29 protein-coding genes are annotated in these 26611 nt (G+C 61.2%); 13 read left to right on the forward strand and 16 right to left on the reverse strand.

The features are described 5' to 3' along the window. Positions 1-218 precede the first annotated feature (218 nt). Positions 219-1385 (forward strand): cupin domain-containing carboxymuconolactone decarboxylase family protein, encoded by a 1167-nt coding sequence (locus tag ACM6IM_RS03455; protein WP_414864168.1) that lies wholly within the window; start codon positions 219-221, stop codon positions 1383-1385. On the opposite strand, the gene ACM6IM_RS03460 is transcribed toward ACM6IM_RS03455, so the two are convergent. Beyond that, on the reverse strand, positions 1373-2266 hold the full coding sequence (locus ACM6IM_RS03460; protein WP_414864169.1) for a LysR family transcriptional regulator: 894 nt from the start codon (positions 2264-2266) through the stop codon (positions 1373-1375). The two genes, ACM6IM_RS03455 and ACM6IM_RS03460, sit on opposite strands and share 13 nt — an antisense overlap. Before the next feature lie 170 nt (positions 2267-2436). Here ACM6IM_RS03460 and ACM6IM_RS03465 point away from each other — a divergent pair, with 170 nt between their 5' ends. The 3 genes from ACM6IM_RS03465 (at position 2437) to ACM6IM_RS03475 (ending at position 3912) form a co-directional block, all read left to right on the forward strand. After that, positions 2437-3210 carry a ParA family protein gene (locus ACM6IM_RS03465; RefSeq protein ID WP_414864170.1) on the forward strand — a complete coding sequence of 258 codons (774 nt, stop codon included), beginning with the start codon at positions 2437-2439 and terminating at the stop codon, positions 3208-3210. A gap of 176 nt (positions 3211-3386) precedes the next feature. Next, on the forward strand, positions 3387-3734 hold the full coding sequence (locus ACM6IM_RS03470) for a hypothetical protein (protein WP_414864171.1): 348 nt from the start codon (positions 3387-3389) through the stop codon (positions 3732-3734). Continuing rightward, complete coding sequence (locus tag ACM6IM_RS03475; protein ID WP_192303520.1) at positions 3718-3912, forward strand: DUF1289 domain-containing protein; 195 nt, start codon at positions 3718-3720, stop codon at positions 3910-3912. The genes ACM6IM_RS03470 and ACM6IM_RS03475 overlap by 17 nt, the downstream gene beginning before the upstream one ends. Positions 3913-3917: 5 nt before the next feature. Here the strand turns inward: ACM6IM_RS03475 and ACM6IM_RS03480 are convergent, their stop codons facing one another. Further along, positions 3918-4988, reverse strand: a complete 1071-nt coding sequence (locus ACM6IM_RS03480; protein ID WP_242525430.1) for a LysR family transcriptional regulator — start codon at positions 4986-4988, stop codon at positions 3918-3920. A 68-nt stretch (positions 4989-5056) separates the two neighbouring features. On the opposite strand from ACM6IM_RS03480, the gene ACM6IM_RS03485 reads away from it, so the two are divergent. The 5 genes from ACM6IM_RS03485 to ACM6IM_RS03505 are packed head-to-tail and all read left to right on the forward strand — an operon-like array spanning position 5057 to position 9353. Then, positions 5057-6079 carry an asparaginase gene (locus ACM6IM_RS03485; protein ID WP_414864172.1) on the forward strand — a complete coding sequence of 341 codons (1023 nt, stop codon included), beginning with the start codon at positions 5057-5059 and terminating at the stop codon, positions 6077-6079. Positions 6080-6129: 50 nt separating this feature from the next. Continuing rightward, complete coding sequence (locus ACM6IM_RS03490; RefSeq protein ID WP_192303516.1) at positions 6130-6894, forward strand: amino acid ABC transporter ATP-binding protein; 765 nt, start codon at positions 6130-6132, stop codon at positions 6892-6894. Between the two features lie 38 nt (positions 6895-6932). Then, positions 6933-7775: a glutamate ABC transporter substrate-binding protein gene (locus tag ACM6IM_RS03495; RefSeq protein ID WP_414864173.1), complete on the forward strand. Its 843-nt coding sequence runs from the start codon at positions 6933-6935 to the stop codon at positions 7773-7775. A 22-nt stretch (positions 7776-7797) separates the two neighbouring features. Continuing rightward, complete coding sequence (locus ACM6IM_RS03500) at positions 7798-8430, forward strand: amino acid ABC transporter permease (protein ID WP_192303512.1); 633 nt, start codon at positions 7798-7800, stop codon at positions 8428-8430. Next, positions 8427-9353, forward strand: coding sequence for an amino acid ABC transporter permease (locus ACM6IM_RS03505; protein ID WP_414864174.1), 927 nt, complete (start codon positions 8427-8429; stop codon positions 9351-9353). Before ACM6IM_RS03500 ends, ACM6IM_RS03505 begins: the two co-directional genes overlap by 4 nt. Positions 9354-9409: 56 nt before the next feature. Here the strand turns inward: ACM6IM_RS03505 and ACM6IM_RS03510 are convergent, their stop codons facing one another. The 5 genes from ACM6IM_RS03510 to ptsJ form a co-directional block, all read right to left on the reverse strand. Beyond that, positions 9410-11809 carry a TonB-dependent siderophore receptor gene (locus ACM6IM_RS03510; protein ID WP_414864175.1) on the reverse strand — a complete coding sequence of 800 codons (2400 nt, stop codon included), beginning with the start codon at positions 11807-11809 and terminating at the stop codon, positions 9410-9412. 128 nt (positions 11810-11937) lie between these two features. Further along, positions 11938-12870 carry a FecR family protein gene (locus tag ACM6IM_RS03515; protein WP_414864176.1) on the reverse strand — a complete coding sequence of 311 codons (933 nt, stop codon included), beginning with the start codon at positions 12868-12870 and terminating at the stop codon, positions 11938-11940. Beyond that, complete coding sequence (locus ACM6IM_RS03520) at positions 12867-13364, reverse strand: RNA polymerase sigma factor (protein ID WP_201190262.1); 498 nt, start codon at positions 13362-13364, stop codon at positions 12867-12869. The genes ACM6IM_RS03515 and ACM6IM_RS03520 overlap by 4 nt, the downstream gene beginning before the upstream one ends. A gap of 227 nt (positions 13365-13591) precedes the next feature. Then, a complete protein-coding gene (locus ACM6IM_RS03525) occupies positions 13592-14308 on the reverse strand; it encodes a type 1 glutamine amidotransferase (protein WP_414864177.1) in 717 nt (238 codons plus the stop codon). Between the two features lie 30 nt (positions 14309-14338). Next, positions 14339-15634, reverse strand: a complete 1296-nt coding sequence (gene ptsJ / locus ACM6IM_RS03530) for a transcriptional regulator PtsJ (protein WP_414864178.1) — start codon at positions 15632-15634, stop codon at positions 14339-14341. A 99-nt stretch (positions 15635-15733) separates the two neighbouring features. On the opposite strand from ptsJ, the gene ACM6IM_RS03535 reads away from it, so the two are divergent. Beyond that, the gene (locus tag ACM6IM_RS03535; RefSeq protein ID WP_414864179.1) at positions 15734-16537 is read left to right on the forward strand and encodes a YggS family pyridoxal phosphate-dependent enzyme; all 804 of its coding nucleotides are present in this window, start codon (positions 15734-15736) and stop codon (positions 16535-16537) included. A 41-nt stretch (positions 16538-16578) separates the two neighbouring features. Further along, positions 16579-16818 (forward strand): cytoplasmic protein, encoded by a 240-nt coding sequence (locus ACM6IM_RS03540; RefSeq protein ID WP_414864180.1) that lies wholly within the window; start codon positions 16579-16581, stop codon positions 16816-16818. Between the two features lie 22 nt (positions 16819-16840). Here the strand turns inward: ACM6IM_RS03540 and ACM6IM_RS03545 are convergent, their stop codons facing one another. The 4 genes from ACM6IM_RS03545 to ACM6IM_RS03560 all read right to left on the reverse strand — a co-directional run bounded on the left by ACM6IM_RS03545 (position 16841) and on the right by ACM6IM_RS03560 (position 19622). Beyond that, a complete protein-coding gene (locus tag ACM6IM_RS03545) occupies positions 16841-17395 on the reverse strand; it encodes an OsmC family protein (protein WP_414864181.1) in 555 nt (184 codons plus the stop codon). A 102-nt stretch (positions 17396-17497) separates the two neighbouring features. After that, complete coding sequence (locus ACM6IM_RS03550) at positions 17498-18121, reverse strand: DJ-1/PfpI family protein (RefSeq protein ID WP_414864182.1); 624 nt, start codon at positions 18119-18121, stop codon at positions 17498-17500. 207 nt (positions 18122-18328) lie between these two features. Then, entirely contained in the window at positions 18329-18937 is a 609-nt protein-coding gene (gstA, locus tag ACM6IM_RS03555; protein ID WP_414864183.1) for a glutathione transferase GstA, read from the reverse strand. Position 18938: 1 nt separating this feature from the next. Then, entirely contained in the window at positions 18939-19622 is a 684-nt protein-coding gene (locus tag ACM6IM_RS03560) for a biotin/lipoyl-binding protein (protein ID WP_414864184.1), read from the reverse strand. 219 nt (positions 19623-19841) lie between these two features. On the opposite strand from ACM6IM_RS03560, the gene ACM6IM_RS03565 reads away from it, so the two are divergent. Beyond that, positions 19842-20774 (forward strand): LysR family transcriptional regulator, encoded by a 933-nt coding sequence (locus tag ACM6IM_RS03565; RefSeq protein WP_192303490.1) that lies wholly within the window; start codon positions 19842-19844, stop codon positions 20772-20774. A 173-nt stretch (positions 20775-20947) separates the two neighbouring features. On the opposite strand, the gene ACM6IM_RS03570 is transcribed toward ACM6IM_RS03565, so the two are convergent. The 5 genes from ACM6IM_RS03570 to ACM6IM_RS03590 all read right to left on the reverse strand — a co-directional run bounded on the left by ACM6IM_RS03570 (position 20948) and on the right by ACM6IM_RS03590 (position 25114). Beyond that, a complete protein-coding gene (locus ACM6IM_RS03570; RefSeq protein ID WP_414864185.1) occupies positions 20948-21916 on the reverse strand; it encodes an ABC transporter substrate-binding protein in 969 nt (322 codons plus the stop codon). 8 nt (positions 21917-21924) lie between these two features. Then, positions 21925-22761, reverse strand: a complete 837-nt coding sequence (locus ACM6IM_RS03575) for an ABC transporter permease (protein ID WP_414864186.1) — start codon at positions 22759-22761, stop codon at positions 21925-21927. After that, positions 22758-23540, reverse strand: coding sequence for an ABC transporter ATP-binding protein (locus ACM6IM_RS03580; protein ID WP_414864187.1), 783 nt, complete (start codon positions 23538-23540; stop codon positions 22758-22760). Before ACM6IM_RS03580 ends, ACM6IM_RS03575 begins: the two co-directional genes overlap by 4 nt. After that, positions 23537-24097: a carboxymuconolactone decarboxylase family protein gene (locus ACM6IM_RS03585; RefSeq protein ID WP_201190246.1), complete on the reverse strand. Its 561-nt coding sequence runs from the start codon at positions 24095-24097 to the stop codon at positions 23537-23539. Before ACM6IM_RS03585 ends, ACM6IM_RS03580 begins: the two co-directional genes overlap by 4 nt. 108 nt (positions 24098-24205) lie before the next feature. Then, positions 24206-25114: a LysR substrate-binding domain-containing protein gene (locus tag ACM6IM_RS03590; protein ID WP_414864188.1), complete on the reverse strand. Its 909-nt coding sequence runs from the start codon at positions 25112-25114 to the stop codon at positions 24206-24208. A gap of 128 nt (positions 25115-25242) precedes the next feature. Here ACM6IM_RS03590 and ACM6IM_RS03595 point away from each other — a divergent pair, with 128 nt between their 5' ends. Next, a complete protein-coding gene (locus ACM6IM_RS03595; protein ID WP_414864189.1) occupies positions 25243-26457 on the forward strand; it encodes an MFS transporter in 1215 nt (404 codons plus the stop codon). Positions 26458-26611 lie beyond the last annotated feature (154 nt).

Consider the following 26611-nt stretch of genomic DNA (forward strand, 5'->3'; position numbering starts at 1 on the left):
GGAGGTTTCGTGTTTTGAAGATCGCCTGGCTGCAACCGACGTTGGGTACATGCCTCCTTGAAGGCACCGCGCACGGTCATTTGCAGGGGCAGATTAATGTGTATTTGGTATCAGTGCTATGTGATTGCAGCCGTTTATCCATCAATGATCGAGCAGGTAACTTTCGTCTCTGTGACATCCAATACGCCAGAACACGCTGACTTGAAGGACACCTCCTCATGAAAAACACCTTGATCGGCCTCGCAGTGTGCGCCGCCGCGCCCTTTGCCGAAGCGGCCAGTGCGGGCGCTGCCAATGAACCGCGCCGGGTTGAACAGCAAATCGCCCGGGCGGGTTCGCAGGCTTCGGTGGCGGGCCCTGCGGATTATTTCACCGGACGGGTACGTGTCGATCCGTTGTTTCCCGCCACGCCGCAAATCGATGCCTCGGCCGCCTATGTCAGCTTCGAACCGGGGGCGCGTTCGGCCTGGCATACCCATCCGGCTGGACAGCGGCTGGTGGTGACTTCCGGGACAGGCCTGGTCCAGGAGTGGGGCAAACCGGTGCAGGAAATCCACGTTGGCGACGTGATCGTCTGTCCACCGGGCGTCAAGCATTGGCATGGCGCTGCCCCGGCGAGCGCCATGACCCATCTGGCGGTGACGGGTTCGGTGGAGGGCAAAAATGTGGAGTGGCTGGAGAAGGTCAGCGATGAGCAATACAACGCTCGCGGCACGCGGACGCCACCCGCCGCGCCGCCGGTGTCGCCAGTGCTGTCCATCCGGCAGCAGGCCATTGTGCTGATGGCTGCGGCCATGGCCACGAGTGACATGCCGGCGCTGAATAGTGCATTGAACCACGGACTGGATGCGGGCCTGAGTGTCAGCGAGGCGAAGGAAGTCCTGGTGCAGTTGTACGCCTACAGCGGATTTCCACGCAGCCTCAATGCCCTCGGCGAGCTGATGAACGTGGTCGAGGCGCGTCGGCAGCGCGGCGTGCAGGATGATCCGGGACGTGAACCCGGTCGCGCCATCCCCACCGGCGACGCCTTGTTGGCGGCGGGCAAGGCCAATCAGACACGCATCGCCGGGGCGCCGGTCCAGGGGCCGTTGTTCGATTTTGTGCCGGTGATCAACCAGTACCTGCAGGCGCACCTGTTCGGTGACATTTTCGAGCGCGATAACCTGGACTGGCACAGCCGTGAGCTGGCCACAGTCGCCGCATTGGCTGTCACTCCGGGGGTGGAGTCACAGCTGCGTTCGCACATGGCGGCCAGTCTGCGGGTGGGTTTGACTGCTGCGCAGTTGCGCCAGTTGAGTCAGCTTCTGGCTGATCAGGGCAATGAGGCGGCGGCCAAGCGTGCCGGCGAAGCGTTGGATACGGTGCAGGCCAATCAGCCCAAGTAACGCAGGGTTTCGCGCAGCAGCGTGAAGGCCGGTGAACTCTGGCGCCGACTCGGGTAGTAGAGGTGGTAGCCAGAGAACGGTTCGCACCAGTCCTCAAGCACACGAATCAGCCGACCCTGCGCGACCAGTTCCTGCACCAGGTCCTCGGGCATGTAGGCCAGACCCAATCCCTGGAGCGCCGCTTCCAGGCGCATGGCGATGTTGTTGAACACCAGTTGGCCTTCGACCCGCACGTTCAACTCCTGGCCGTTTTTTTCAAACTCCCACAGGTAGAGTCCGCCGTAAGTGGGCAAACGCAGGGTGATGCAGTTGTGTGCCATCAGGTCACTGGGGATGACCGGCTGCGGGTATCGGGCGAAATACGCCGGTGAGCCCACCACCGCCATGCGCATGTCAGGGCCAATGCGCAGGGCGATCATGTCCTTGGCCACTTGCTCACCCAAGCGGACGCCGGCGTCGAAGCCCTGCGCCACGATATCGGTAAAGCCGTAGTCGACGATGATTTCGATGTTCAGGTCGGGATGGTCGGGGAGCAATTTCGCCAGCGCTGGATGCAGGACCTTGATTGCCGAATGCTCACCCGCGGTGATCCGCAACTTTCCGGCCGGCTTGTCGCGAAACTCGCTGAGCAATGCCAGCTCCGTGTCGATCTCTTCAAATCGCGGCGCAATGACTTTCAGCAGGTGTTCGCCCGCTTCGGTGGGGGCGACACTGCGGGTGGTGCGGGCGAGCAGCCTGACCCCCAGTCGTTCCTCCAGCTGGCGCATGGCCCGACTCAAGGCCGGTTGCGACATGCCGAGCCGGGCCGCAGCGCGGGTGAAGCTGCGCTCTTGAGCGACCGCCGAGAAAATTGCCAGTTGGTCGTAACTTTCGAGGGTCATTCATACGCGCCTGTTATGAGCCGGGCGTGATTATGCCAGTTGTGTGGCTAATCCTGCGATTTGTCCTGAGGAGGGCTGTCTTATAAGTGCAATAAAAATGTCGCGCAGAAATATTACTGAAATGTTTCATTCCTATGATCGTAGGTGTTTTCTTTCAGGGAAGTTCTCTCATGCGTCGAGTGGTGTTCAATCAAAAAGGGGGCGTGGGCAAATCCAGCATCGCCTGTAATCTCGCGGCGGTCAGTGCTGCCGAAGGCTACAGGACGCTGCTGGTGGACCTCGACCCGCAGGCCAACTCGACCCACTACCTGACCGGGCTGAGCGGCGACGATATTCCCATGGGCATCGCCGATTTCTTCAAGCAAACCCTGTCCAGCGGTCCGGCCAGCAAAAAGAACTTCGTGGCGATCACCGAAACCCGCTATGACAATCTGCACCTGGTCACGGCGAGCCAGGAACTGTGCGACCTGCAGTCCAAGCTCGAGTCCCGATTCAAGATCAACAAGCTGCGCCGCCTGCTGGTCGCGTTGTCCGAGGACTACGAGCGCATTTACATCGACACGCCGCCGTCGCTGAACTTCTACACGATCAGCGCACTGATCGCGGCCGACCGCGTGTTGATCCCGTTCGATTGCGACACGTTTTCCCGCCAGGCGCTGTATAACGTCATCGCGCAAGTGGGCGAGTTGCGGGCGGACCATAACGAGTCGTTGATCGTGGAAGGGGTGGTGGTCAACCAGTTTGTGCCTCGGGCCAGTGTGCACCAGAAGCTGATTGACCAACTGGTGGCCGAAGGCGTCCCGGTGTTGCCGGATTATCTGAGCAGCACGATCAAGATGCGTGAGTCCCATGAAGTGTCGGTGCCCATGATCCACCTGGCGCCCCGCCACAAATTGTCACTGGAGTACATCAGCCTGTTTTCGGCGTTGGAACGGGCCGGGTGATCATTCCTCGACGTTGATCAAGGCACGGCCTTTTGCTGTTGCCAACCTGTGGAGCCAGCGCGCATGAACCTTACTGTTGAATACCGGACCGCTTGAGCTTCAGGTTGTCTCTTTACAGGGCGAAAAACATTCATATGGCTTCATCGAGACGAAAACATGCCGGCGTGGAGCGTGAGTTGGCGCGTGCTTTGACCATCGCCTGTGAGTTGGCCAAGGGTGAACTCATTGGTTTTGAGTGGCTGACCCATCGGGTCGATTACCAGCGTTTTCCGGAAAGCCTCGTCGTCACCTGGGTGTTCGAGTGTGACCGCAGCATGAATGAGGCGATCGCCCGCCAGGCTGCCGCGAGGATGCACGCGCTCACCCTGGCAGCGTTTGAGGACGTTGGCATCACCGTGAAGGATATCGGCCGCCATGTCGAATTCGACTCGCAAGAGCGCTGCGACGCCCTGCACGGTGGTGACTGGGCTGCCCGGCTCGATTCACGGCAACGTTCGGGGAGACGGCATGGCCAAGGACATTGAAAACCCCTGTGTCTCGCTGTGCCAATTGAACAGCGAGATGTGCGTGAGCTGCGGGCGCTCCCGGGAGGAGATCCGCAAATGGCGAGGCATGAAGCGTCCGGAAAAGATGGCCGCGGTGCAAAAGGCCACGGCTCGCCTGAAAGCCTTCAGTAAAAAGAAGAGCAAGGGGCAGGGTTGAATTTTTCATGAGCGAGACTTGAAGAGCTCGGGCGGTAGTTCACCGATGCCTTTGAGTCGGTCTTCAAGGAAATCGCGTAGCACCCTGACCTTTGTCGAGTACCGTCGATTGGGCAGGTACGCCATGTAGATCTGATTCCCGGTCAGCGAATTAACGAATCGGTATTCAGGCAGCACGATGTGCAATTGCCCACTCAACAGCAGGTCTCGCACCAGCCAGATTTCAAACTCCGCGATGCCCAGGCCGCCGCAGACCGCTTCGAGCAGCAGCTCCGAATTATCCGACTGCAAGTTGCCCTTGGGGAAGATCGAGTGCTTCACCTCATCCCTTGTGAAATACCAGTGGGGGTCGCTGTCGGGGTGCAGGTAGATCAGACAATTGTGTGCACTGAGTTCGGCAGGGGTGGCCGGATGCCCGTTGCGCGCCAGGTAGCCGGGGCTGGCACACAGCAATGAGTCGTTGCGACAGATCGGGTAGGCGACGAGGTTTTCCAAATGGTTTTCGCCTTCATGAATATCGAGGTCGAAGCCGCCCACGATCATGTCGTTGTGGTTATCGGTCAACCGCAGGTCCATCTGGATGCCCGGGTACATCTGCAGGAAAGGCGCGATCAGCGGAGCGAGAAAACGCCTGCCGAAGGCCACCGGCGACACGAGTTTCAACGGGCCGCTGGGTGCAAGGTTGAGATCGCTGACGACACGCAGGGTGTCGTCCAGGTCCGCGATCATCGACAACGCCCTCGCGTGATAGATCTGGCCTGCTTCAGTGAGCGCGACGATGTGCGTGGTGCGATGCAGCAAGGTTGTGCCGAGGGATTTTTCCAGCGTCGTGATCATGCGGGTCAAGGTTGAAGGGGAGACATGCATCTCCCGGGCAGCCGCGGAAAAGGTGCCCAACTCGACCACCTTGACCAGTGCTCTCATGACCCCCAGGTGATCGATACGTGCGGTTTCAGACGTCATGTTGGAAGTGGTTGCCTTTGCGCTGAGTGCAAAACCGAATTCTGTTTCACGATATTCCATCAGTATTTGCCTGAATATAGACTCATTTTCGATCGAAGTGCGCACGTCGTTCATCCAACCGACCACGTCATCGCCCGAAGGAAAGAACATTCCGGGGCGAGCTTTGGAGTATCGAGATCATCATGGATTTTCCTGCACACGTTCCATTGGCCATTGCCACCCGAAACGAACACGTGGAGCGCATCCACTGGGGATCGGTGGCGGTCGTAGACAACGAAGGCGTGTTGCTGGCCTATGCCGGCGACCCCGGTTCCATGATGTTTTCCCGCTCGACGCTCAAGCCGTTCCAGGCCATTCCGTTCGTCCGCGATGGTGGTGTCGAGCACTTCGGCTTCTGCGACGAGCAAGTGGCCGTGATGTGCGCCAGTCACTCGGGCGAGAGCTCGCACGTCAATGCGGTGAGTGGCATGCTGGCGAAAATCCAGCGCGAATGCACCGACCTGGGGTGTGGGTGCCATCTACCGGATTTCTACACCGTGGACAATCTGCCGCCCCAGGGTTTTCACTACGATCAACGCCACCACAACTGTTCCGGCAAGCACAGCGGTTTCCTCGCCTATTGCCGCCTGCATGGTTTGCCCAGCGACACTTACCTGTCTCCCGACCACGCCTTGCAGCGCGACATCCAGCGGGTGGTCGCGGCGCTTTCGGGTGTCGGTGAGAAGCAGCTGTGGACCGGAATCGACGGCTGCAATGCGCCGAACCTGGGCATGCCGCTCTCGCGCCTTGCCCTGCTGTGGGCGCGCCTGGCCAGTGCTGACGGTGGGGGCGACGCCAGCCTCGATCCGGTCTTGAAGCGGCTGTTCGATGCCATGCGCAGTCATCCGCATATGGTCTCGGGGACCGGTCGCGCCGACCTGGGCATTACGCTGTCTTCGAATGGCGACTGGGTTGCGAAAACCGGTGCCGATGGCGTGCAGACGGTCGGCATCCGCAGCCGTGGCCTGGGTGTGGCGGTCAAGGTCAGCGACGGCGATTTCCCCAGCGTGTTCGCGGTGACCATTGCCGTGCTCAAGCAACTGGGGGTGCTGGAGCAGGACGGCGACTATCCGATGCTGGCACCCTGGGCCGACCCGGTATTGAAGAGTTACAACGGTTCCCGTGCCGGCCAATTGAAAGCCACGGTGCAATTGAAGTTCGTCTAGTTCGGAGTGCCTGTCGGGCACGGGTCAGATCTTTAGGGCAGACAGAAACCATGCAATCGGCTCAACCGTTAAATCAACAAACCCCTGCCATTTCACTGCGCGCCGTCAACAAGTTCTTCGGCAGTCAGCAAGTGTTGTTTGATGTTGACCTGGAGGTCCAGCCGGGTGAAGTGGTGGTGATCATCGGTCCGTCCGGCTCTGGAAAATCCACCCTGTGCCGGTGCATCAATCGCCTGGAAACCATCACCGATGGCGATATCTTCCTGCACGGCGAACGCCTGCCGGAAGAGGGAGGCGCACTGGCGAAGATGCGTGCGAAGGTTGGAATGGTCTTCCAGAGTTTCAACCTGTTTTCCCACCGCACCGCGTTGCAGAACGTCGCGATGGGCCCGCGCAAAGTCCTCGGCATGCGCGGCGCGGAGGCCGACGCATGGGCGTTGCAGCTGCTCGATCAGGTCGGTTTGGGGCACAAGGGCAAGTCGTATCCTGCGGAGTTGTCCGGTGGCCAGCAGCAGCGTGTGGCGCTGGCCCGCTCATTGGCGATGAAGCCCAGCGTGATGCTGTTCGACGAACCCACCTCGGCCCTTGACCCGGAGATGGTCAACGAGGTGCTCAAGGTCATGGTCGACCTGGCCCGCACCGGGATGACCATGGTGGTCGTCACCCATGAGATGGGCTTCGCGCGCTCTGCTGCCGATCGCATCATTTTCATGGATGCCGGGCGGATCGTCGAAAGCGCACCGCCCGAGACATTTTTCAGCGCCCCTCGCTCGGAGCGCGCCCGCGAGTTTCTGTCCAAGGTCCTTGCACACTGATTCACTCAATAACATCACAAGAACAAGAGATAACCATCATGCGCTCAAATCGAATCGTTTCCCTCGGCGTCTCCCTCCTGGCTTCCTGCCTTTTTGCCTCGTTCGCCTCGGCCGCCACCGTTGAGCAGTTCCCGGCCGATTCAACCATGGCCAAGATTCAGAAGCGCGGCAAGCTGGTGGTCGGCAGTTCGCTCAATACCCTGATGTTTTCGTCGCGCAACCCCATGACCGGGGATGTCGAAGGTTTCGAGGCTGACCTGGCGCGAATGCTGGCGAAGAAGCTCACCGGGTCCGAAGACAACATCGAATGGGTCAGCACCACGCCGGAAAACCGCATTCCGCTGGTGGAGAACAAGCGCGTCGACATGGTCATCGCCACCATGACCGTGACCGATGAGCGCAAAAAGGTCGTCGGCTTTGCCGGCCCGTACTACCTCGCCGGCCAGGATTCGCTGGTTCGTGCGGACGACGATTCGATCAGGAAGACCGCCGACCTGGATGGCAAGACGGTCTGCGTCCTGAGCGGCACCACCGTGGAACGCAACCTCAAGCCGTTGGCGCCGACGGCCAGGATCGTGACGTTCAGCGATGCCTCGGCTTGCGTCGAGGGGCTGATCGACAAGCGTTTCGACGCGTACGTCGACGACGGTGCGACGCTGGTCGGTGAGTCCATGCGTCAACCCGGAAAAATGCGCGTGGTCGGGGCACCGTTCACCGAGGAGCCGTACGGAATTGCGGTGATCAAGGAGGATACGGTGTGGCGTGACTGGCTCAACAGCCAGTTGAGCGCCTCCATCGAGAATGGCCAGTGGAAGGAAATGTACGGCAAGGACCTGCAAGAGGGGCTGGGCGCGCCACAGGTGCCAGTGATCGAACAGTAAAAGATCGGCTGAGGCGAACCTGATGTCTTATATCGAACGCTTCCTGGGGGGCATTGCGGTCAGCGTTCAGTTGACCCTGCTGTCCTTCGCCATTGCGATCGTTCTCGGGCTGCTCCTGGCAATCATGAGGGTGAGCCCATGGCCACCCTTTCGCTGGTTTGCCAGCAGTTACGTAGAACTCATGCGGATGATGCCGCTGCTGGCGTTGTTGCTGCTGTTCACTTTCGGCCTGCCGAAGCTCGGCTTCATGTATTCGCTGTTCACCTCCACGGTCCTGGTACTGGGGTTGTACAGCGCGGCCTGGATCTGCGAGGTGGTACGGGCAGGCATCAACACCGTGCCCATCGGCCAGATCGAAGCCGCACGCAGCATCGGCATGCGTTTCGACCAGATACTGGGCGAAGTGGTCTTGCCGCAAGCCGTGCAGTCGGTGATCGCGCCCCTGGGCAACCTGTTCATCATCCAGATCAAAGCGTCGGCCATCGGCGCCGCGATCGGGGTGGCGGATATCACCTACACCGCGCAAAAAATCAACTTCGACACCGCCCTGGCGGTGCCGACATTCCTCGGTGCAATGGCGGCCTATTTCCTGCTGACCCTGCCTGCGGGTCTGTTTTTCCGCTTCCTTGAGCAAAAAATGGCGGTGCTGCGATGAGCGCGGATAACCTGCTTTACGAGCCGCCGGGTCCGCTGGCCAGGCGGCGTAACAGGATCATCTCGGTGGTGGGCGTGGTCCTGCTGTTCGGCTTTGCGTATGCGGTCGGGCATCGCCTGGAAGCGAGTGGTCAGTTCGATGCCCATCGCTGGAAAATCTTCCTGCATCCCGGCACCTTGAAGTTCCTGTTTGACGGCCTGATGGCGACCTTGCTGGCGGCGGTGATCAGCACGGTCCTGGCCTTCAGCCTTGCCGTGCCCCTGGCGCTGGCGCGGTTGTCGAACCGGCTCTGGGTGCGCACGCTGGCGGCGGGCTACATCGGTTGTTTCCGTGCGGTCCCGCTGCTGTTGCTGATCCTGTTCACCGTCATCCTGCTGCCTTCGATCGGGTTGCACTGGTCGGCCCTGGGCTACCTGATTTTCGGCATGGTGCTGCATCACAGCGCGATGACGGCGGAAATTGTGCGCGCAGGCATTCTTTCGTTGGGACGGGGGCAGAAGGAGGCCGCGCTGTCCATCGGCATGCGCGATCATCAGGCGATGGTGTGGGTGGTATTGCCCCAGGCATTGAAGCTGATGTTGCCAGCCCTGGTCAGTGCCGTCCTGGCGATCGTCCAGGACACGTCGTTGGGGTACATCATTCCCTACGAGGAATTACTGCGCCGTTCACAGCAGATATCCAGCTTCGCACCGCAGTCGCTGCTGCAATCGGCTTTCATCGTCACTGTGATGTACGGGTTTGTCAGCGCACTGTTGCTGGCTTTGCGGCGCTGGATCGAACGTCGTCAGGCCTATGATTCGCGCAGCCGGAAAAAGCAGGCGCAGGTCACGGAGGTCAATCTCGGCGGGGCGGTTGAGGTGACACCGGCGATGCAGTCGGTGTTGCGCCCGACATCCGAACGGGTGCCGGGCAAGAACCAATAGCCTGCTGTGTCCGTGATGGAAGAACCCTGTGAGGGGTTCTCCCATTGCGCGGTGCTTCAGAAGCTGTATTTCAGCCCCAGCGATGCGTTGCGCGGCGTCCCGTAGTAGCTGCTGCCGGCGGTGCTGGTGTAATACGATTTGTCGAAAACGTTGTTCAGATTGACGGTGGCGCTCAACTGGCGGGTGATTGGATACCGTGCCATCAGGTCGACCACGGCGTAGTCGTCCTGGGTGAAGCGCACGCGATTCAAACCCTGGTTGTTGCTGTAGATCCTGCTCTGCCAGTTGGCGCCGGCGCCGACGGTCAACCCGTTGCCGATATCGCGCAGGGTGTAGGTGGTGAACAGCTTGAAGGTGTTCTGCGGCACGTTGGTGTTGAGCTTCTTGCCCTCGGCGTCCTGCACGATGTTGCGGCTGAAGCTGGCGCTGGCCTGCCAGTCGGTGGCCAGTTCGCCGCTCAGTTCCACTTCGAACCCACGGGTCTTGGTGCCGGATTCGGCGCGATAGGCGAAGCCGCCGCCGGTGACCGGGACGTTGGACTCGATCAGCACGGCCAGGTTGTCCTGCTTGACTTCGTACACCGCCAGACCGAAGTTCAGGCGGTCGTCGAAGAACGACGCCTTGCTGCCCAGCTCGTAGCCTTCGCCTTCCAGTGGGTCGATGTATTGGCCGTTGATGTCCTTGTTGCTCTGGGGTTTGAAGATGCTCGTGTAGCTGGCGTACACCGACCAGTTCTGATCGAGGTCATAGACCACGCCGGCAAATGGCGTGACCACTCCGGTCTCGCTGCGGCGTTCGTCGGTGTCTGGCGAGCCGTCGTAGTATTCGGTCTTGACGGTGTTTTTCCAGTCGTTGACCCGGGCGCCGAGGATCAGCGACATGTCGTTGCTCAGGCGCAGGCGCGTGCTGCCGTAGGTCGCTGCCTGATCTTCCTTGTGGTCCGCGCGCCCGGTGGCCGGCATGGGAGGTATGCCCGGGAAGTCGCCGTTCCACTCATAGATGTTGGAGATGGCACCGCTCCAGCCGTCGAAGCGCCACAGGGGAAAATTGCTGGAGCGATATTGGGTGTGCTGGCGGGTATAGCCCAGCACGGCGTCATGTTCCAGGCCCCACAGGTCGAAGCTGCCGGAGAGGTTGAAGTCGGCACTGGTTTGCACCGGTTTGGCAGCCCAGCGTCCGGCCCACAGGTTGACCCCGGCACCGGTGGCCGGGTCGGGGTTGCCACCGGCGGCGTAGCCGAGCACCTCATCGTATTCGTAGCGGTCGCGGTTGAGTGTCAACTTGGCTTTCCAGCGTTCCGTGAGATTGTGCTCGAGCGTGGCGAAGCCGCTGGTGAAATGGCGGTTGGAGTAGGCCCAGCTGGCCGCCGCCGAATCCGATCGGGACCATTTGGCACGCGAGCCGTCGCTGTTGAACAGCGGGCGACCGCCACGGGCGTGGTCGTCGGCGTCGTGGGTCTGCGAGTCCATGCCGAAGCTCAGCAGCGTGTCGGGCGTGAGGTCGGCTTCGATGATCGCGTAGAACACCTTCTTGCGCTCGTTGAAGCGGTCGATGTACGACTCGTTGTCCTGATAGGCGCCGACCACTCGGCCGCGCAGGGTGCCGCTGTCGTTCAAGGGGCCGCTGACGTCGACTTCATCGCGTCGGTAGTTCCAGGAGCCCGCGGCCACCGATACGCTGCTCTGGAAGTCGGCGGTGGGGCGCTTGCGGATCAGGTTGACCGTGGCGCCCGGTGTGCCTGTGCCATTGGTCAGACCGGTGGCACCACGGATGATCTCGACACGGTCGTACAACGCCATGTCGCTGCTCTGCGCGACGGAGTTGTAACCGCTGTCCAGACGCTGCAAGCCATCGACCTGATAGTTCTCCACCACGAAACCGCGCGAGTAGATCAGGCTGGAGTCCGAGCCGGCGTTGCCCCCCTGATTGACACTCAGGCCCGGCGCCTGCTTGACCACGTCCAGCAACTGGGTGAGGTTCTGGTCTTCCATGCGCTGGTGGGTCATGACGCTCACCGACTGTGGTGTCTCGCGAATCGACAGCGGCAGTTTGGTGGCGGTGGCCGTCGACCCGGTGGTGTAGGAGCCGGTGTTTTCGGTGGTGGCCCCGAGGGCGAAGCCGTTGATGTTGGTGGCGCCCAGCTCCATTGCAGCACTGCCGGTTTCAAGCACGATCAGCGTATTGCCGCTTTGCTGGTACGTCAGTCCGCTGCCCGCGAGCAGTCGCAGGAGTGCGCTTTGCGCGTCCATCGTGCCGCTGACGGCCGGAGCCTGGCGGCCCTGAACCAGGCGGCTGTCGACCGCAATCGTCACGCCCGCGACCTCGCCCAGTTGCCGCAGGGAAACGGCCAGTGGTTGGGCGGGCAGGTCAAGATTCACAGGGGCGGCGAGGGTATGGGTCGCCAATGTCATGGCCACGATGGCCGACAGGGCCCGCAGCGTTACTTGCATGTGCATGCACATCATCCTTCTTGTGTTGGATAGCTCCTTTGTCTAACGCTCGAAGCCGGGTTTACCCTGATGTTGTGATTGCGAATTATTTGCGATGCCGACGAGCGGTCGCTATTGCCCGGTATTCGTGAAGGCTATAGGGGCTGAATGACCGTGGTGCCCGATTCTTCGCGAAGACGAACCGGCAACACCTTGGGAAGCGAGTGGAGGAAACCGTCGATATCGCTGAGCTGCACCACGGCACTGATTCGCGGGCTCTTGCCGTTGGCGGCACGCACCGGGGCCTGCCGATACCGCGACAGGGTGGCGGCGACCTCGGTCAGGTCGGCTTGATCGAACACCAGGCTGCCGTCCTGGAAACTGAAGGCATCGCCGGCGGCACGGGACAGGCGTTGCAGGCGTCCGTCGGCGCTGACCTCCGCCACATGTCCGGCCTCCAGCACCAGGCGCTCGCCCGCACGGGAGAGACTGTCCACCTGCACCGTGCCATGATCGACACTGATGCGCAGCCGGTCAGGCAGGCGGTTGACCACGAAACGCGTACCCAGGACGCGAACCCGCGCCAGGCCGCTGTCGATCACGAAGGGGCGCTCGGGCTGGCGCGCCACGGAGAAGATCGCCTCACCGCGCAGCAGTTCGACCTGGCGCACTGTGCTGTCGAAACGCAGGTGCAGGTGGGTATCGGCATCGAGCGAAAGTTCGCTGCCGTCACGCAGGTGCTGCACCTGTCGTTCGCCGATGCGGGTGTGCAGATCGAGCTCCACCGGACCGTACCGGTGGACGTGCCAGGTGAACAGGCCGCCCAACACCAGCAACACGGCGAGCCCGCCGCTGTGTATCAGGCGGCGACGCTGGCGCCGACGATCAAGTTCCATTGCCTGGGCCAGCGCCTCGATGTGTCGCACCGAGGCGAAATCGCCCCACAGCTCGGCCAGTTCACGATACTCGGTCAGGTGCAGCGGGTTTTCGGCCAACCAGGCCTCGAACTGCGGGCGTTCCGGGTGGTCGTCGGCGCCGTTGTACAGGCGCGCGAACCACAGCGCCGCCTGTTCGCGGGCGGTGCTCATCGACGCAGCAATTCGCGGGCGTTGCGCATGTCGACCAGGGCCCTGGCCATGTGGCGTTCGACCATGTTCACGCTGATGTCCAACTGCTCGGCGATTTCTTTCTGCGAGCAGCCCTCGATGCGCGCCAGCCAGAAGACCTCGCGGCAGCGCGCAGGCAGGCAGTCGAGAATACGTTGCAGGGCGGTCAGCCGTTGCTGGATGTCCAGCAAGTGTTCGGCGGACGGGGCAAAGAGCGTGTCATCGTTTTGTTCGTGGTAATCGGGCAGGGGCTGGAAACGGGCGTTGCGGCGGAAATGGTCGATCAACACCGACTGGGCCACCTGCCTGAGGTAGGCATTGGGCTGCGTCACCGGCTGCGCAGGGCGGGCAAGGGCAAAACGGATAAGCGCGTCGTGCAATACGTCATAGGCGCGCTGCACGCAGCGGGTTTGCCGGCTGAGACTGAGCAACAGATCGCTGTAGGCCCAGCGCAGGTCGATGTCCTGCCAGTTCAATGACGGGGTCCGGGGAGCAACGCGATGAAGGAGACAAACGACATGGTCGGGCTTCTCTGGCAGACGAGCGGATAAATCGCGGCGCAAGCTTAAATAAATGTCGCTCACCTGTAAATAAGAAGAATTGCTATTTACGGATGCGTCGCAACAAGGGCCTGATGTGAACACGACCCAGTTCCCTGTAGGGGCGAGCATGCTCCTACAAGGTCCGAGGCGTTTTCCGACTGTTATCCTTTGTATTCCAGGGCCAGGGCATCCAGAAACCCGAACAGCTTTTGGTTCATCTCGTCGTAATCACTCGCCCGCAACGCCTCGGCCTGCTGCACGAACCGTCGATCAGCCAGCTTCAGCAGATCGTCTGCGGAGGCCTTGATGAGCAACTCGACGACCTCACGGGTGAACTCCATATGACACTGGAAACCGTACACCCCTTGGCCGTAGCGGATGATCTGGCGCGGACAGCCTTCGCTGGCCGCGAGGACTTGCGCGTCGGCGGTCAGCCCGGGCATGTCGTTGTGCCAATGGCCGACCTCGAGCGTATCGCCGAAGTGCGCAAGCTTTGCGTCGGCTTTGCCGGCAGCGGTCAGGATGATGGGGTAGCTGCCGATTTCCGGCTCCGGGCTGTGTTCGCAGTGTGCGCCCAATGCCTCACCGAGCAGTTGAGCGCCCAGGCACACGCCCACGACTGGCTTGTTGGCGGCCACGGCTTTGGCGATCAGTGCACATTCGGCGGCGGCATCGAAGTGCGGGCATTCTTCCCGGGTTGTCGATGGACCCTGAGGACCGCCCATCACGACCAGCAGATCGATGTCGTCCAGGGTTTGCGGCAGCTCATCGTAAAGATAGACGCGGGAATAGCTGGCTTGATGGCCGCGGCTCTCGACCCAGGTCTCGTAAGCGCCTGGCGATTCGAAAGCCTCGTGTACCACAAAATGTACGTTCATTTTTTCCTCGCTGAACTCTTGGGTAAAACGTCAGAGGCAAGCCTTCAGATCGCGGGCAAAGGCCTTTGCCTGATCCGTCTGAAGGTGCGACACGGTGACCCGAATGGCCCTGGATTCGCCGTCCACATCAAAGGCCGTCCCCAGGCGAACCAGCCAGCCTTTTTTCGCCAGTTCGTAGGCGACATCCTTCGCGTCCCCGGGCAGGGCAATCCACACATTGAAGCCGCCCTCCGGTGGGGTTACGGCGATGCCCACCTGCGCAAGTTCATCGCACAGTTCCTGGCGCAGGCGCGTGTATCCCAGCCGCGCCTCATTCATCCGGGCGAGGGCGTCGCTCGACGTCAAGCCTGTGATGACCGCGGCCTGGAGGATGTGGCTGATCCAGCACGTACCGGACGTGAGCCGGGTGCGCAGGCGTTCTGCGGTCACGGTGTCACAACCGACGAATGCCACGCGCAGGTCCGGTCCGAGCCCCTTGGACACCGAGCGCACGAGCGCCCAGCGCTGGGTGCCGGGCGGGATGATCGAGTGATAGGGCGTTTCGTCCAGCAAACCGAAATGATCGTCGACGATCAGCGCCACCTCCGGAAACCTGGTCAGGACTTTCTGCAATTGTTGCGCGCGCTTCTTCGTCAGGCTGCAACCCGTCGGATTTTGCGCCCGAGGGGTGATCAGCACAGCCCTTGCACCTTTGGCGAGCGATGCCTCCAGAGAAGCCGGCGTCATGCCCTGTTGGTCAATCTCGACGCCGAATGTGCGCATGCCGGCAAGGCGCAGTGCATTGAGGCTACCGAGAAAACCGGGGTCTTCAATGGCGACGGCATCGCCGGGGACCAGCAGCGCGGCGGCCAGGCGTTCGATGGCGTCGACTGCGCCGTGGGTCAGTTCAAGGCTCCAGGGCGCGGGGCAATCGGGGCCGAGCGACTTCTCCCCCAGCAGCCGCAGTTCGGGAAGAATCGTGTCGTCGCCGTAGAGATAAGGACGAGCCAGTGAGCCCGCCAGGAGCGACGCGACCGAGGGCAGCCACGCAGGATTGGGGTTGCCGTCTGCCAGATCGATCAGCGCGGTGCCGCTGCTGAAGCCCTCCTGCTCGCCGGCACGAGGGGCTTGGCAGATGGTCGTGCCATGCCGTCCCTGAGTGATGGCAATTCCGGCCGTCACCAGGCGCTGATAGGCCGACGCGACCGTGTTGCGATTCACGTTGATCTCCAACGCAAGCTCTCGCACCGGTGGCAACGAAGCCCCGGGGGCCAGTTCGCCGCTGTGCACCAGGGCACGAACGCAGTCGGCGATCTCTTGCGCCGATTTTCCTTTGATTTTGATCATTGTCCTATGCCAATATAAATTTAGACACAGACAAAGCATATCGGAGATCACCGTGCTTGGAAACGAGCCAGTGATCCGAAGCCCACAGGAGAAGCAGCCATGAGCGAGCACAGCGCCAATCCACCCACCCAGACCCGCCATGACCAGCATGGCTTGTGGCCTGTCGCCGAGACCGTCGAAGACTTCCGCCGCAACCTGGCCACCGTCAATGCCCGAATCGAGGCGGCTTGCGCCCGTGTCGACCGCCCCCTGAACAGCGTGCGCCTGCTGCCAGTCAGCAAAACGGTCGAAGAGTCGCGCATTCGCCTGGCGCACCAAGCGGGTTGTGTATTGCTGGGCGAGAACAAGGTGCAGGAAGCGAGCCGCAAATGGCAGGCCATGAGCGACCTCCAATCGCTGCGCTGGTCAGTCATCGGCCACCTGCAAACCAACAAGGCCAAGGTCGTGGCGCAATTCGCCAGTGAATTCCAGGCGCTGGACAGCTTGCGTCTCGCACGCGCGCTCGATCGGCACCTGCAGGACGCAGGCAGGTCGCTCGACGTTTTCGTTCAGGTCAATACGTCTGGCGAAGACAGCAAGTACGGGCTGCGGCCCGAAGATGTTCCGGCGTTCCTTGGCGAACTACCGGCGTTTTCCGCGCTTCGCGTGCGTGGGTTGATGACCCTGGCCGTGCTTTCGGCAGAGCCTGAGCGCGTCCGCGCTTGCTTCAGCCTGCTCCGCGAGTTGCGCGATCAGCTGCGTCAGGATGCGCCCGCAGGTATCGGGCTCGATGAGCTGTCGATGGGGATGTCGGGCGATTACGAAATTGCCATCGAGGAAGGTGCCACAGTGGTAAGGGTAGGGCAGGCGATTTTCGGTGCGCGCAGCACGCCTGATTCTCTCTATTGGCCCTCGGCAACCTGAAGAATCAACACCACCCACCCACCCATACAGGCAGGCCTCGAATGCAAACCCACAGACTGATCATCCGGCAATACGGCAAACTGCTCGGCCACTTCGATTCCAACACTGCGAACGCGTCGAGCGCGGCTCGCGAGGTCGCGTCCCGTTTCCCGGCAGCCGAAGGCTTCGAACTGGAGCTTCTGGTGGCCGAACATGAGCGGCGGCTGCTGGAAAGCGGGCCTGAGGGTATTCGGTTGGTGAGCAGCGAACCGCTTTTTGTGAGGCGCGCGCTGGAGGGGTGAGCCCGTCTTCCTGCGAGGGAGTCTAGCCGCCAATCACTTCCAGTTTTGGCACCACGTGAATCGCCTTGGTGACGTTGGCAAGGTTCACCGAGGTGCGGGTCGCAACACGGTGCAGTTCTTCAACCTGCTCTTTGGGCGCATCGGTGTGCAGGCGCACCACCAGGCTGACTTCGTCATAGCCAGGGTTGACGCTGTCATCCAGACCCAGGAAACCGCGCAGGTCGAGCTCGCCGCTGGTTTCGATTTCCAGGCGGTGGATAGTGATACCCATCAGCGAGGCATTCGCCGCATAGCCGACCGACAGGCAGGCATTCAAAGCCGCCATCAACAGTTCCTGAGGATTGGGCGCCGTGTTCTTGCCCAGCAGTTCCACCGGCTCGTCAGCCTCGATTTCAAAGTGGCGGTCGTAGTCGTTGCCACTCAAGTGGTAACGGGACACGGTTGCGACGCTGCGGGTCTGGTGCTCCCAACGGGTTATCACGTTGAAGCGGGCGCAGCGCCTGGATGGATCTTCCACGATGCCTTGGGCGAAATCTTTGAGGGCCGTGACATCGATGCCATTGATCAGTTGGGCCATGTGCTTGTTTCCTTGGTGGTGAACAGTGGGCGACACGCTCCCGTCAATCGAACAGGCATCGATTGTCGGGAGGGTGGTCAGCGTTGAGAAAATTCGAGGGCGTTATTCCACTTGCGCGGTGTGGTACCACTGGGCATCCGGCGTGGGGAAACGCATGACTTTACGAATGGTGAGCGCGTTGCTTTTACTGGTGAGCATTTCAACCAGCAGAAAAGCGACTTCCGATGCGGTGCCCGGTCCGCTGGAGGTAATGACGTTGCCGTCGCGCACGATCGGCCGGTCGATGAACTCGGCACCGGTCTCCACCAGTTGTTGTTTGCGGCGTCCGCCGACCTGGTGGTAGATCGTTGCCTTGCGGTTGTTCAGCACGCCCGCGCGACCCAGGCTCAGTGACGAAACGCACACGCTGGCGACCAGCTTTTCGGCGTTGATGAAGTGCTTGATGGTGTCCAGATAGGGTTGGCTCAACGCCTCGTCGTAAAAACCGCTGGGCTCGAATCCACCCGGAAGCGCCAGGGCATCGAATTCGTCGAGGTCCAGATCGGCCAATAGTTTGTTCGGGCGAATGATGACATCGAAGGTCGAAGTGATTTCCGGCCGCAGTCCTGCCATGACCAGCTGGATGTTTTCCTCACCCAGCAAATCGGCCCAACCGAGGATGTCGGTGAAGGCGGCCATCTCCATGGGCTCGATGCCATTGGCGAGGAGCATCAGGACTTTTTTCACATTCATATCCCCGTTGATTGCACGATAGATTCGCGTCAGGCGTACGCTGACAATGGCTGTGATGGTTGAACGTTTGGGCGCTGGAAACAATGCCTCCCCAAGGCAATGGACAATTCCATTTGCTGGAATAACGGCCCAGGCCACGGGCCTGCCGGGTTGTGTGAACGATGCGCTGCGCAGTGTGGGTGCGCAGCACATGTCTGAGGCTTAGTCGATCAGCCCTTCGGCGATGAGGGAGTCGCGAACGCTCGGCCGCCGCTCCATCCTGGCCATGAACTGCTGGATCGAGGCGTAGCCGCTGATGTCCAGGTTTACCCGTGGTGGCCACGACAGGACGTTGTAGAGGTAGGCGTCGGCCACCGAAAACTCATCGCCGAGCACGTAGTTGTTGGCTGAGAGGTGCTCATCGATGTATTCGAATTTACTGGACAAGCTGCCTTTGGCGTACTGGCTTTTGGACGGTGCATCAATCAGCGATGAAAACATCACCGCCATGCCTTTGTGCAAATCGGAGGCAACGAAGTTCAGCCACTCCAATGCCTTGTAGCGGGCTTTGGTACCAAACGCCGGCAGCAGTTTGTACTGCGGATAGGCATCTGCGATCCATTGCACAATCACCGCACCTTCGGTCATCAGGTCGCCGTCATCGAGTTTCAGGGCGGGCACGAATCCTTTCGGATTGACCTTGTAGTAATCACCCTCAGGCGTGGTTTTCGTGGCGAAATCAACCTTGACCAGGTCGAAGGGTTGTTGTGCTTCGCGCAGGGCGATTTGTGAGGCCAGCCCGCAGGAGCCGGGAGAGTAGTACAGTTTCATGTCAGCTTTTCTCTTGGGTCAGTGAATCGAAATCGGATGCATCATGGCGTTCGCGCAGGTTTTCCCCCGGTGCCCCGGACGTGCGATTGACCACTCGGCCGCGAGCGACCGCAGGCCGTGCGGCCAGGGTCTCGTGCCAACGAAGAAGGTGGGTGTATTGCTCTACCGCGAGGAACTCGTGGGTCCCGTAAACGCCGTAAAGGCTGGAGGGATACCAGGGCCACACGGCCATGTCGGCAATGGTGTATTCGTCCCCGGCCAGAAACTCATTGGACTCCAGCAGACGTTTGCTGCGGTCTTGCTCGATCATCGCCAAGCGTTTGCGCTCTTCGATACCAGCCAGATTGGCCTGAGCCTGGCGCACCTGGGTTTCGTAGGGGGCAGGATCGATGGTGAACAGCAGGTCACCCTGGCGTACATGCTGCCCGGCTTTGAAGTGCACGGTCAGCAGCGTGCCCGGCACCCGTGGGCGCACGTCGACGACATCCACCGCTTCCAGGCGACCGGTGTAATCCTGCCTATCGGAAATCGAGCGTTGTTGTGCCGACGCGTAGTTCACGACCGGCAAAGCCGGCGTCACTTCAGCGTGTACGGTCGCGCGGTCGTCCAGGAGGGCAGTGCCAACGGTGACCGCGGCGATGGCAACGGTGAGGGCTGCCAGGTGTGACTTCTTGATAGGATTCATGAGGGCATGCCTGGTGAAGTGGTAGGACTTCAGTCTGGGCACGGCGGTCATGGACATCTAGACACGAATCTGGCTAATTTTATTGCCTCATTTGGAATTATGTCCGGGCGACCCATCGGCGCGTTTCACAGCAAACCGTCGGTATGAGCGGGTTTTACCGACGTAACATTCAAACTTATTGCTTCATGGGGAATAAAGTCCCTGGTCAGGGGAGACGACGTGGACCGCTTTCAGTCGATGCAGATTTTCACCCGTGTGGTCGAGATGCACAGCTTCAGCCGCGCCGCCGACAGCCTTTCGCTTCCGCCTTCGCGGGTGACGCGTGCGGTCAAGGACCTGGAGGCGTTTCTCGGCGTGTCCTTGTTGCGCCGCACCACCCGACACATCAGCCTGACGTCGGAAGGGACCTTTTACTACGACCACTGCCGACGTTTGCTGTCGGACATCGAAGCGGTCGAATCCAGCTTCCCGGGTTCCGCCGGGACCCCCCAAGGTCGATTGCGCGTCGACATGACGCTGTCGCTGGCGCGGCTAGTGGTGCTGCCAAGGCTCAAGGATTTCCAGGCGTCCTTTCCGGAAATCGAACTGACCCTGACGATGAACGATCGCACGGTCGAGCTGGTGCAGGAAGGCATCGACTGCGTGATTCGCGCCGGCACACCCGAAGACTCGGCGACGCTGGTGGCCAAGCGCATCGGCGCGTTCGAATGGGTGACCTGCGCGTCCCCCGAATACCTCGCCAGACATGGAGAGCCCCAAACCCTGGAGGACCTGGCGGATCACTGGGCGGTCGGTTACCTGTCCAGTCGAACAGCGCGCTCGCTGGAGTGGGATTTCGTGGTTGATGGCGAATACCGCAGCGTGCGCATGCGCGAACGCCTGATCGTCAACGACACCGACGCCTACGTGGTCACCGCCGCCGAAGGTCTGGGCATGATCCGCGCTGGCAGTTACATGGTGCGTGACCATCTGGCGGACGGGCGCCTGGTGCGCGTGCTTACCCGCTACAGCTCACCTGCTGTCCCGTTGTCGGCGATGTACCCGAAGAACCGTCACCTGTCACCGACCGTCAGGGCGTTCGTGGACTGGGTGGCCGAGGTCGTGCGCGAGGCGCAGCCGAGCTGGCGGTTTGACTCGCCAGCGGCGAGTTGACTCCAGCCCGTTCAGGGGGAAGCAACGAATCGGAATCGCTGGATTGATACCGTTCGCGCAGCCCGGTACTGGCGCTGCACTCAACGAAGCCACATTTCGCTGGACAAGCAGTTGAACCGTGGCGGAAAAACCAGGTGACCGGTCCACGCTCCCTCTGGCGGGCGGCGCTGAGCTTAATTGCGCTTGCTTGCCTGCTGATCCGCCCACTGCAAATCAATCCAGCTGGGATCCTTCGGAATCTCTTGCAAGTTGCCCAGATCCACCTGCGTCGCCAGCGCATCCTCCAGCGCCTTCGGTTCGATCGCCACCGACTCGGCAAATACCCCGTCATTGATCAGGCGCAACACCGAAGCGCGCACCACGGCCGGGTCGAGGTTGGGGAACAGTTTCAAGCCGCTGGCAACAGCGGCTTCGGGATCCTTGTGAATGGCTTTGAGTGCGCGGTCGATCCCGCTGACGAATTTGTGCGAGGTGTCCGGATCGATGTCCTTGCGGGTCGAAATGGCGGAGAAGGTGTAGGGACCCATCTGTTTCGAGAACGCCGCGACCACCTTGTAGCCCTGCGCCTCTGCCTGTGAAGCGCCCGGTTCATACAACACGGCGCAATCGGCCTGGCCGGAACTGAGCGGGCCAATCTCGTTGCCCATCGGCACCTGGAGGATGTTCAGGTCCTTCTTGGGGTCCAGGCCGGCTTGCTGCGCCAGCCTCAGGAACGCGGAAGTGCTGGTGGTGGGCATGGTGCCGGTGGAAATGGTCTTGCCGGCCAGGCTGGTGAAACCGTTGAACGTCACATCGGCCTTGCAGGTCAGCCACACGCCCAGGCGATTGAGGGTGCCGCCGACGATTTTCACCGGAGCGCCACGGCTGTAGGAGATCGCCGTCCATTCCGGTCCGTGCAGCGAGAAGTCGGCACTGCGGGCGATCACCGCCGCCAGCGCATTGGTTGAGGACGAGGCAACGTCGATGCGCACGTTCAACCCTTCGTCCTTGAAGTAGCCGTGCTCCTCGGCGAAATACACCGGCAGGTAAAACACCGATTTGAAGGCTGCCGAGACCACGGTCTGGTCCTGGGCAACAGCGCCCAGGGACAGCGTTGAGGCCAGGGCAAAACCTGCCAGTCGAATGGACGGGGACAATTTCATGCGAGTTCCTAGAGTTTGAAGTTCGTGGCGTAGGTCTGGTCTTTCCAGCGCAGCAATTTTCGTTCGGCCAACTCGACCCCGGCGTAGAGCACAAAGCCCAGCGCCATCAGGCTGAAGATCCCGACCCACACGGTGTTCAGGTCATACAGTGAAGAGGCGACGAAGATCACATGGCCGATGCCGTAGCTGGACGAGATGAATTCACCGACCACGGTGCCTACCAGCGCGAAACCGATGTTGATGCGAAAGGTACTGATCACGTAGGGCAGGGCGGAGGGCACCACGACCTTGGCGAATATCTGCCACTTGCTGGCGCCCAGGGAAATCAGCATTTTCTGCAGGTCCGGGTCGGTGTCCTTGGCGGCCTGGAACGCCGCGAGCAAGGCAACGATCGAGGTCAGGGAAATCGACAGGGCAATTTTCGACACCAGGCCGGTGCCGAACCAGAGGATCACCAATGGCGCGAAGGCAATTTTCGGCACGCTGTTGATCGCCACCAGAAACGGCTCGATCACCCGGGCCACATACGGCGAGTACCACAACAGCAATCCCGGTACGGTGCCCAGCACGGTGCCGGCGACAAAACCGATGATGGAGGCCCACAAGGTGTAGTAAGCGTGCTCCCACAGTTCACCTGACTGGATCAGCTTCCAGCCGGCCAGCGCAGTGCCGCTGGGCGAGCCGAACAGGAACGCGGAAATGAACCCGGCGCGCACGCCGTATTCCCAGGTGCCGACCACCAGCAACAGGATCGCCAGTTGCACCAGGCCGACCGGCAGGCGGCGTCGGGCTCTTGGCGCGGGGGTGTTGACTGCCAGCGCAGGGGTTGAAGTGGATGGGGTCATGAGGCCTGTTTCCTGATGGCAGTCTGGATGTCCAGTTCCCGACACAGCAGGTCGAAGTAACCGGCGAAACGCGGGTCGTGACGCGCCTCCAGCGGTGAACGGGTTTGCAGGTCGATGCGTTGCTCGCTTTTGACCCGGCCAGGGCGGGCGCTCAGCACATAAATGCGTTGCGACAGAGCGATGGCTTCATCGATATCGTGGGTCACCAGCACCACCGTCTTGCCTTGTTGGCTGGCCGTATCGACCAGCATGGCCTCCAGGTAAAGGCGCGTCTGGTAGTCCAGGGCCGAGAACGGTTCATCGAGCAACAGGATGTCCGGGTCAGGCAGCAGGGTCCTCGCCAGCGCCACGCGCTGACGCATGCCACCGGACAGCTCCTTGGGGTAGCGGTTCTGGAAGGGCAGCAAGCCGAAATCCTGCAAATACTCGCGCGCGCGTTCGATGGATTCGGCACGGGCGACGCCCTTGACTTCCAGGCCGACAATCACGTTTTCCAGCACGGTGCGCCAGGGCATCAGCAGGTCACGCTGCAGCATGTAGCCCACCCGCCCGCGCAGGTGCGGCACCTCGTGGCCGTCCAGTGCGATACGACCGCTGTCGTGTTCCAGCAGCCCGGCGAGGATGTTGAACAGCGTCGACTTGCCGCAGCCCGAAGGGCCGATGATACTGACGAACTCGCCGGCCTGGACTTGCAGGTTGATGTCGTCCAGTACCGGTACCGGCTGGCCATCGGTGTTGAAGGATTTGCGCAGATGACTGATCGCCAGTTTGGCGGTCATACCGCTGGCTCCGGGTGCAGTTCGGCAGCGACAATGTCTTCATTCGGCACTTCGAGGGCTTCATTGAAGCGCTTGAAGAAACTGCACAGGGCAATGCGGATGGTCAGCTCCACCACCTGTTCTTCGCTGTAGTACTCGCGCAGCCGGCGATGGACGTCGTCGCTGATGCGCTCGGGGGTCAGGGTGACGAGGCGGGCGTAGTCACGAACCAGCAGATCCTGTGCATCAAGCCCCGGCACCTGGTCGTCGAGCAGGTGCTCGATCGCCTCCTGGCTGATGCCGTGCGCCGCCAGCTTCGGCTCGTGCAGGGTGATGCAGTAATGGCAGGCGTGTGCCTTGGACGCCGTGAGCAGGGCGATTTCCAGGTGCCGCGGCGAGATCAGCGCATCGCGCTTGGACTGCACCAGATAACCGAACAAATGCTCCAGCGCAGGTGGCCGGTGGGCGAATGCGCCCAACAGGCTGGCGTAGGGGCCATAGTCCTGCAAGAGTCGGTCGAAGGTATGGGCGGTGGACGGTTCGAGGTGCTGGCGATCGAGGACGGTAAGGCGAGACATCGTGGCGTGGATCCGCTGACAAAAGAGGCCGATTCTAGGCAGGGTCCCGAGCACGCTCTAAATATCGTGTTGGAATGAGCTTATGCGTTGGCTCTTGGCACTGCGCCATCATCGACTCGTCAGTTGCAGGCTCTCGCTTCTGAACCATTCCAGGATCCTGCGGATTTCAGGCGTGCTCTCTTTCCCGGGCGAACACAGAAAGTGATAGCCGGTGCCGCAGTTCATTTCCTCCGTGACCAGTTTTTGAAGGGCTCCGGTGTCCAGTTCATCGGAGAGGTGCGACGTCCGGGCCATGGCCACGCCCAGGCCTCGGATGGCCGCTGAAACAGCCATGTTGGAGTGAGGAACCGTGAGAACGCATTCGAACGGCAACGACGACAGGTCGTTCTTCTGCAGCCAGTAATCCCATGAGGGGGTGGAGACCATTTCCCCATTTTGCAGGCTTCGCCAGCGCAGGATGATCGGGTACTTGAGGACCTCCGCCACGCTGCCGGGCAGCCCCAGGCGGGCGATGAGGGCAGGGCTGCACACCGGAAAGATCCGCTCCGGAAGGATGAACTCCGAGAACAAACCCGGCCAGGCCGCGCTCTCTTCTCCCAGGCGGATGGCGGCCTGTGCGCTGGGATTGTCGAATCTTGAAAACTCATCGGTATTGAGCTGGATCCGGATATTCGGATGGGCCGCGTAGAACCTGGGCAAGCGAGGGATCAGCCAGGTGTTGGCAAAGGAGTCATGCACGAACAGCTCAATCATTGACTGGCCCTGGGCATCACGCTCGAACCGGCCGGCGAGGGCGTTGATGTCTTTGAGGAACGTGCGGACAGTCGGCAGCAACTCGGCCCCGGCCTTCGTCAGCGTCATGGCGCCTGAGCTGCGATCAAAGAACTGCGCGCCCATGCTCTCTTCCAACTGCTTGATCTGATGACTGATCGCACTTTGCGTGATGTGCAGCTCCAGGGCGGCCTGGGAGAAATTCAGGTGCCTGGCACAGGCCTCGAAGCCGCGCAGCGCCGTCATGGATGGAAACTTCCTAATCGCCATTGCCATGCCTCTCAAACAATCTCATAGGGCATCAATTCCTTTCATTAACGGCCATGCGTTGCCAAGGGACACAATGTCCCTCCACCCTCGCGCGACATGAAACCATGGCCTCTTCAGTTCCTGCATCTGATGTTTCGGATATTAAACGCACCCCGAACAAGAATACCCTTGTCGCCGCCTGTACCGCCCACGCCGCCCATGATGGTTTAAGCGACCTGGTGTATGTGTTTCTTCCGGTCTGGCAGGACATGTTCAGCCTGAGCTATGTGTGGCTGAGTGTACTCAGAAGTGCCTATGCGTTGACCCTCGCGTCCCTGCAGATTCCGGCTGCAACGTTGTCGAAAAAATTCAGGCCTGCCCATCTGCTCGTTGTCTCGACGGTGGTGACCGCGCTGGGCTGGTTCCTCGCCGGTCTGGCGGGAAGCGCAGTGGCCTTGGGCGGCGCGCTGGTCATCGCGGGAATCGGCGCAAGCGTGCAACATCCCATTGCCTCGGCCATGGTGGCAAGGGCTTACGGCGGTGCGGCGAAAAGACCCTTGGGTCTCTACAACTTTGCCGGGGATGTCGGCAAATCGATTCTGCCGGCGTCGGCCGCCGCTCTACTGACCTACGGCACCTATCACAACGTGGTGATGATGTACGCCGGCGTGGGGCTGCTGGCCGCCGCACTGATCTGGTCACTGCTCAGAAACGTCGTCGCCGGTGGCGAGGTTCCAGTGTCCAGAACACCCGTCCGCGCCGACAGTCCGGCCGCAGGGTATCCGCGAGCCTTTCAAGCCCTGTTGGCGACGGCGGTGTTGGACAGCGCGGTCCGGATGGGTTTCCTCACCTTTCTGCCGTTCATCATCAAGGCTCATGGCGGTTCGTTGGCCCAGACAGGGTTGGGGCTGACGCTGGTGTTCATCGGGGGGGCGATCGGCAAGTTCTGCTGTGGCTGGATCGCGGATGTGCTGGGCAGCGCCAGGACCATTCTGCTGACGGAGTTGCTGACCGCAGCGTTGATCGCCGTGGTGCTGTTTTCGCCCCTGACCCTGGCCATGCTGGCATTGCCGTTGCTGGGTGTCGTGCTCAATGGCACATCGTCGGTCCTGTACGGCGCGGTCAACGATGTGGTGGACCCGGCAACGCTGGAGAAGAGCTATTCGGTTTTCTACACCGGCACCATCGGTGCAGGGGCGCTGGCTCCCGTGCTGTATGGCTACGCCGGCGACCACCTGGGTGTCGCGGCAGCGGTGTTGATCATTGCGGGCACGGCGGCCGTTTCGTTTGTGCCGGTGACGATCGTCAACCTGGTCAACCCGCGTGTCTTCGACCAATAACGACTGATCGGATCAACCGCGTTACCGTTGACGATCCTCGCCCCCACAGTGATTCTCGGTGAGCGCACTGCTGTGGGAGCGAGTCTGCTCGCGATGGACTGGACAACGCCGCGGGGCACCGGGTTTCCCCGTTATCGTTGACGAACCTCGCGAG

Origin of the sequence: Pseudomonas sp. IT-P12 (assembly GCF_949767465.1) — a bacterium.
Classification (GTDB): Bacteria; Pseudomonadota; Gammaproteobacteria; order Pseudomonadales; family Pseudomonadaceae; genus Aquipseudomonas.

Bases quoted from the DNA above. Each gene is read 5' to 3' on its own strand.
- ACM6IM_RS03455 (WP_414864168.1), top strand. From the start codon at position 219: ATGAAAAACACCTTGATCGGCCTCGCAGTGTGCGCCGCCGCGCCCTTT.
- ACM6IM_RS03460 (WP_414864169.1), bottom strand. From the start codon at position 2,266: ATGACCCTCGAAAGTTACGACCAACTGGCAATTTTCTCGGCGGTCGCT.
- ACM6IM_RS03465 (WP_414864170.1), top strand. From the start codon at position 2,437: ATGCGTCGAGTGGTGTTCAATCAAAAAGGGGGCGTGGGCAAATCCAGC.
- ACM6IM_RS03475 (WP_192303520.1), top strand. From the start codon at position 3,718: ATGGCCAAGGACATTGAAAACCCCTGTGTCTCGCTGTGCCAATTGAAC.
- ACM6IM_RS03480 (WP_242525430.1), bottom strand. From the start codon at position 4,988: ATGAACGACGTGCGCACTTCGATCGAAAATGAGTCTATATTCAGGCAA.
- ACM6IM_RS03485 (WP_414864172.1), top strand. From the start codon at position 5,057: ATGGATTTTCCTGCACACGTTCCATTGGCCATTGCCACCCGAAACGAA.
- ACM6IM_RS03490 (WP_192303516.1), top strand. From the start codon at position 6,130: ATGCAATCGGCTCAACCGTTAAATCAACAAACCCCTGCCATTTCACTG.
- ACM6IM_RS03495 (WP_414864173.1), top strand. From the start codon at position 6,933: ATGCGCTCAAATCGAATCGTTTCCCTCGGCGTCTCCCTCCTGGCTTCC.
- ACM6IM_RS03500 (WP_192303512.1), top strand. From the start codon at position 7,798: ATGTCTTATATCGAACGCTTCCTGGGGGGCATTGCGGTCAGCGTTCAG.
- ACM6IM_RS03505 (WP_414864174.1), top strand. From the start codon at position 8,427: ATGAGCGCGGATAACCTGCTTTACGAGCCGCCGGGTCCGCTGGCCAGG.
- ACM6IM_RS03510 (WP_414864175.1), bottom strand. From the start codon at position 11,809: ATGCACATGCAAGTAACGCTGCGGGCCCTGTCGGCCATCGTGGCCATG.
- ACM6IM_RS03515 (WP_414864176.1), bottom strand. From the start codon at position 12,870: ATGAGCACCGCCCGCGAACAGGCGGCGCTGTGGTTCGCGCGCCTGTAC.
- ACM6IM_RS03525 (WP_414864177.1), bottom strand. From the start codon at position 14,308: ATGAACGTACATTTTGTGGTACACGAGGCTTTCGAATCGCCAGGCGCT.
- ptsJ (WP_414864178.1), bottom strand. From the start codon at position 15,634: ATGATCAAAATCAAAGGAAAATCGGCGCAAGAGATCGCCGACTGCGTT.
- ACM6IM_RS03535 (WP_414864179.1), top strand. From the start codon at position 15,734: ATGAGCGAGCACAGCGCCAATCCACCCACCCAGACCCGCCATGACCAG.
- ACM6IM_RS03540 (WP_414864180.1), top strand. From the start codon at position 16,579: ATGCAAACCCACAGACTGATCATCCGGCAATACGGCAAACTGCTCGGC.
- ACM6IM_RS03545 (WP_414864181.1), bottom strand. From the start codon at position 17,395: ATGGCCCAACTGATCAATGGCATCGATGTCACGGCCCTCAAAGATTTC.
- gstA (WP_414864183.1), bottom strand. From the start codon at position 18,937: ATGAAACTGTACTACTCTCCCGGCTCCTGCGGGCTGGCCTCACAAATC.
- ACM6IM_RS03560 (WP_414864184.1), bottom strand. From the start codon at position 19,622: ATGAATCCTATCAAGAAGTCACACCTGGCAGCCCTCACCGTTGCCATC.
- ACM6IM_RS03570 (WP_414864185.1), bottom strand. From the start codon at position 21,916: ATGAAATTGTCCCCGTCCATTCGACTGGCAGGTTTTGCCCTGGCCTCA.
- ACM6IM_RS03575 (WP_414864186.1), bottom strand. From the start codon at position 22,761: ATGACCCCATCCACTTCAACCCCTGCGCTGGCAGTCAACACCCCCGCG.
- ACM6IM_RS03580 (WP_414864187.1), bottom strand. From the start codon at position 23,540: ATGACCGCCAAACTGGCGATCAGTCATCTGCGCAAATCCTTCAACACC.
- ACM6IM_RS03585 (WP_201190246.1), bottom strand. From the start codon at position 24,097: ATGTCTCGCCTTACCGTCCTCGATCGCCAGCACCTCGAACCGTCCACC.
- ACM6IM_RS03590 (WP_414864188.1), bottom strand. From the start codon at position 25,114: ATGACGGCGCTGCGCGGCTTCGAGGCCTGTGCCAGGCACCTGAATTTC.
- ACM6IM_RS03595 (WP_414864189.1), top strand. From the start codon at position 25,243: ATGGCCTCTTCAGTTCCTGCATCTGATGTTTCGGATATTAAACGCACC.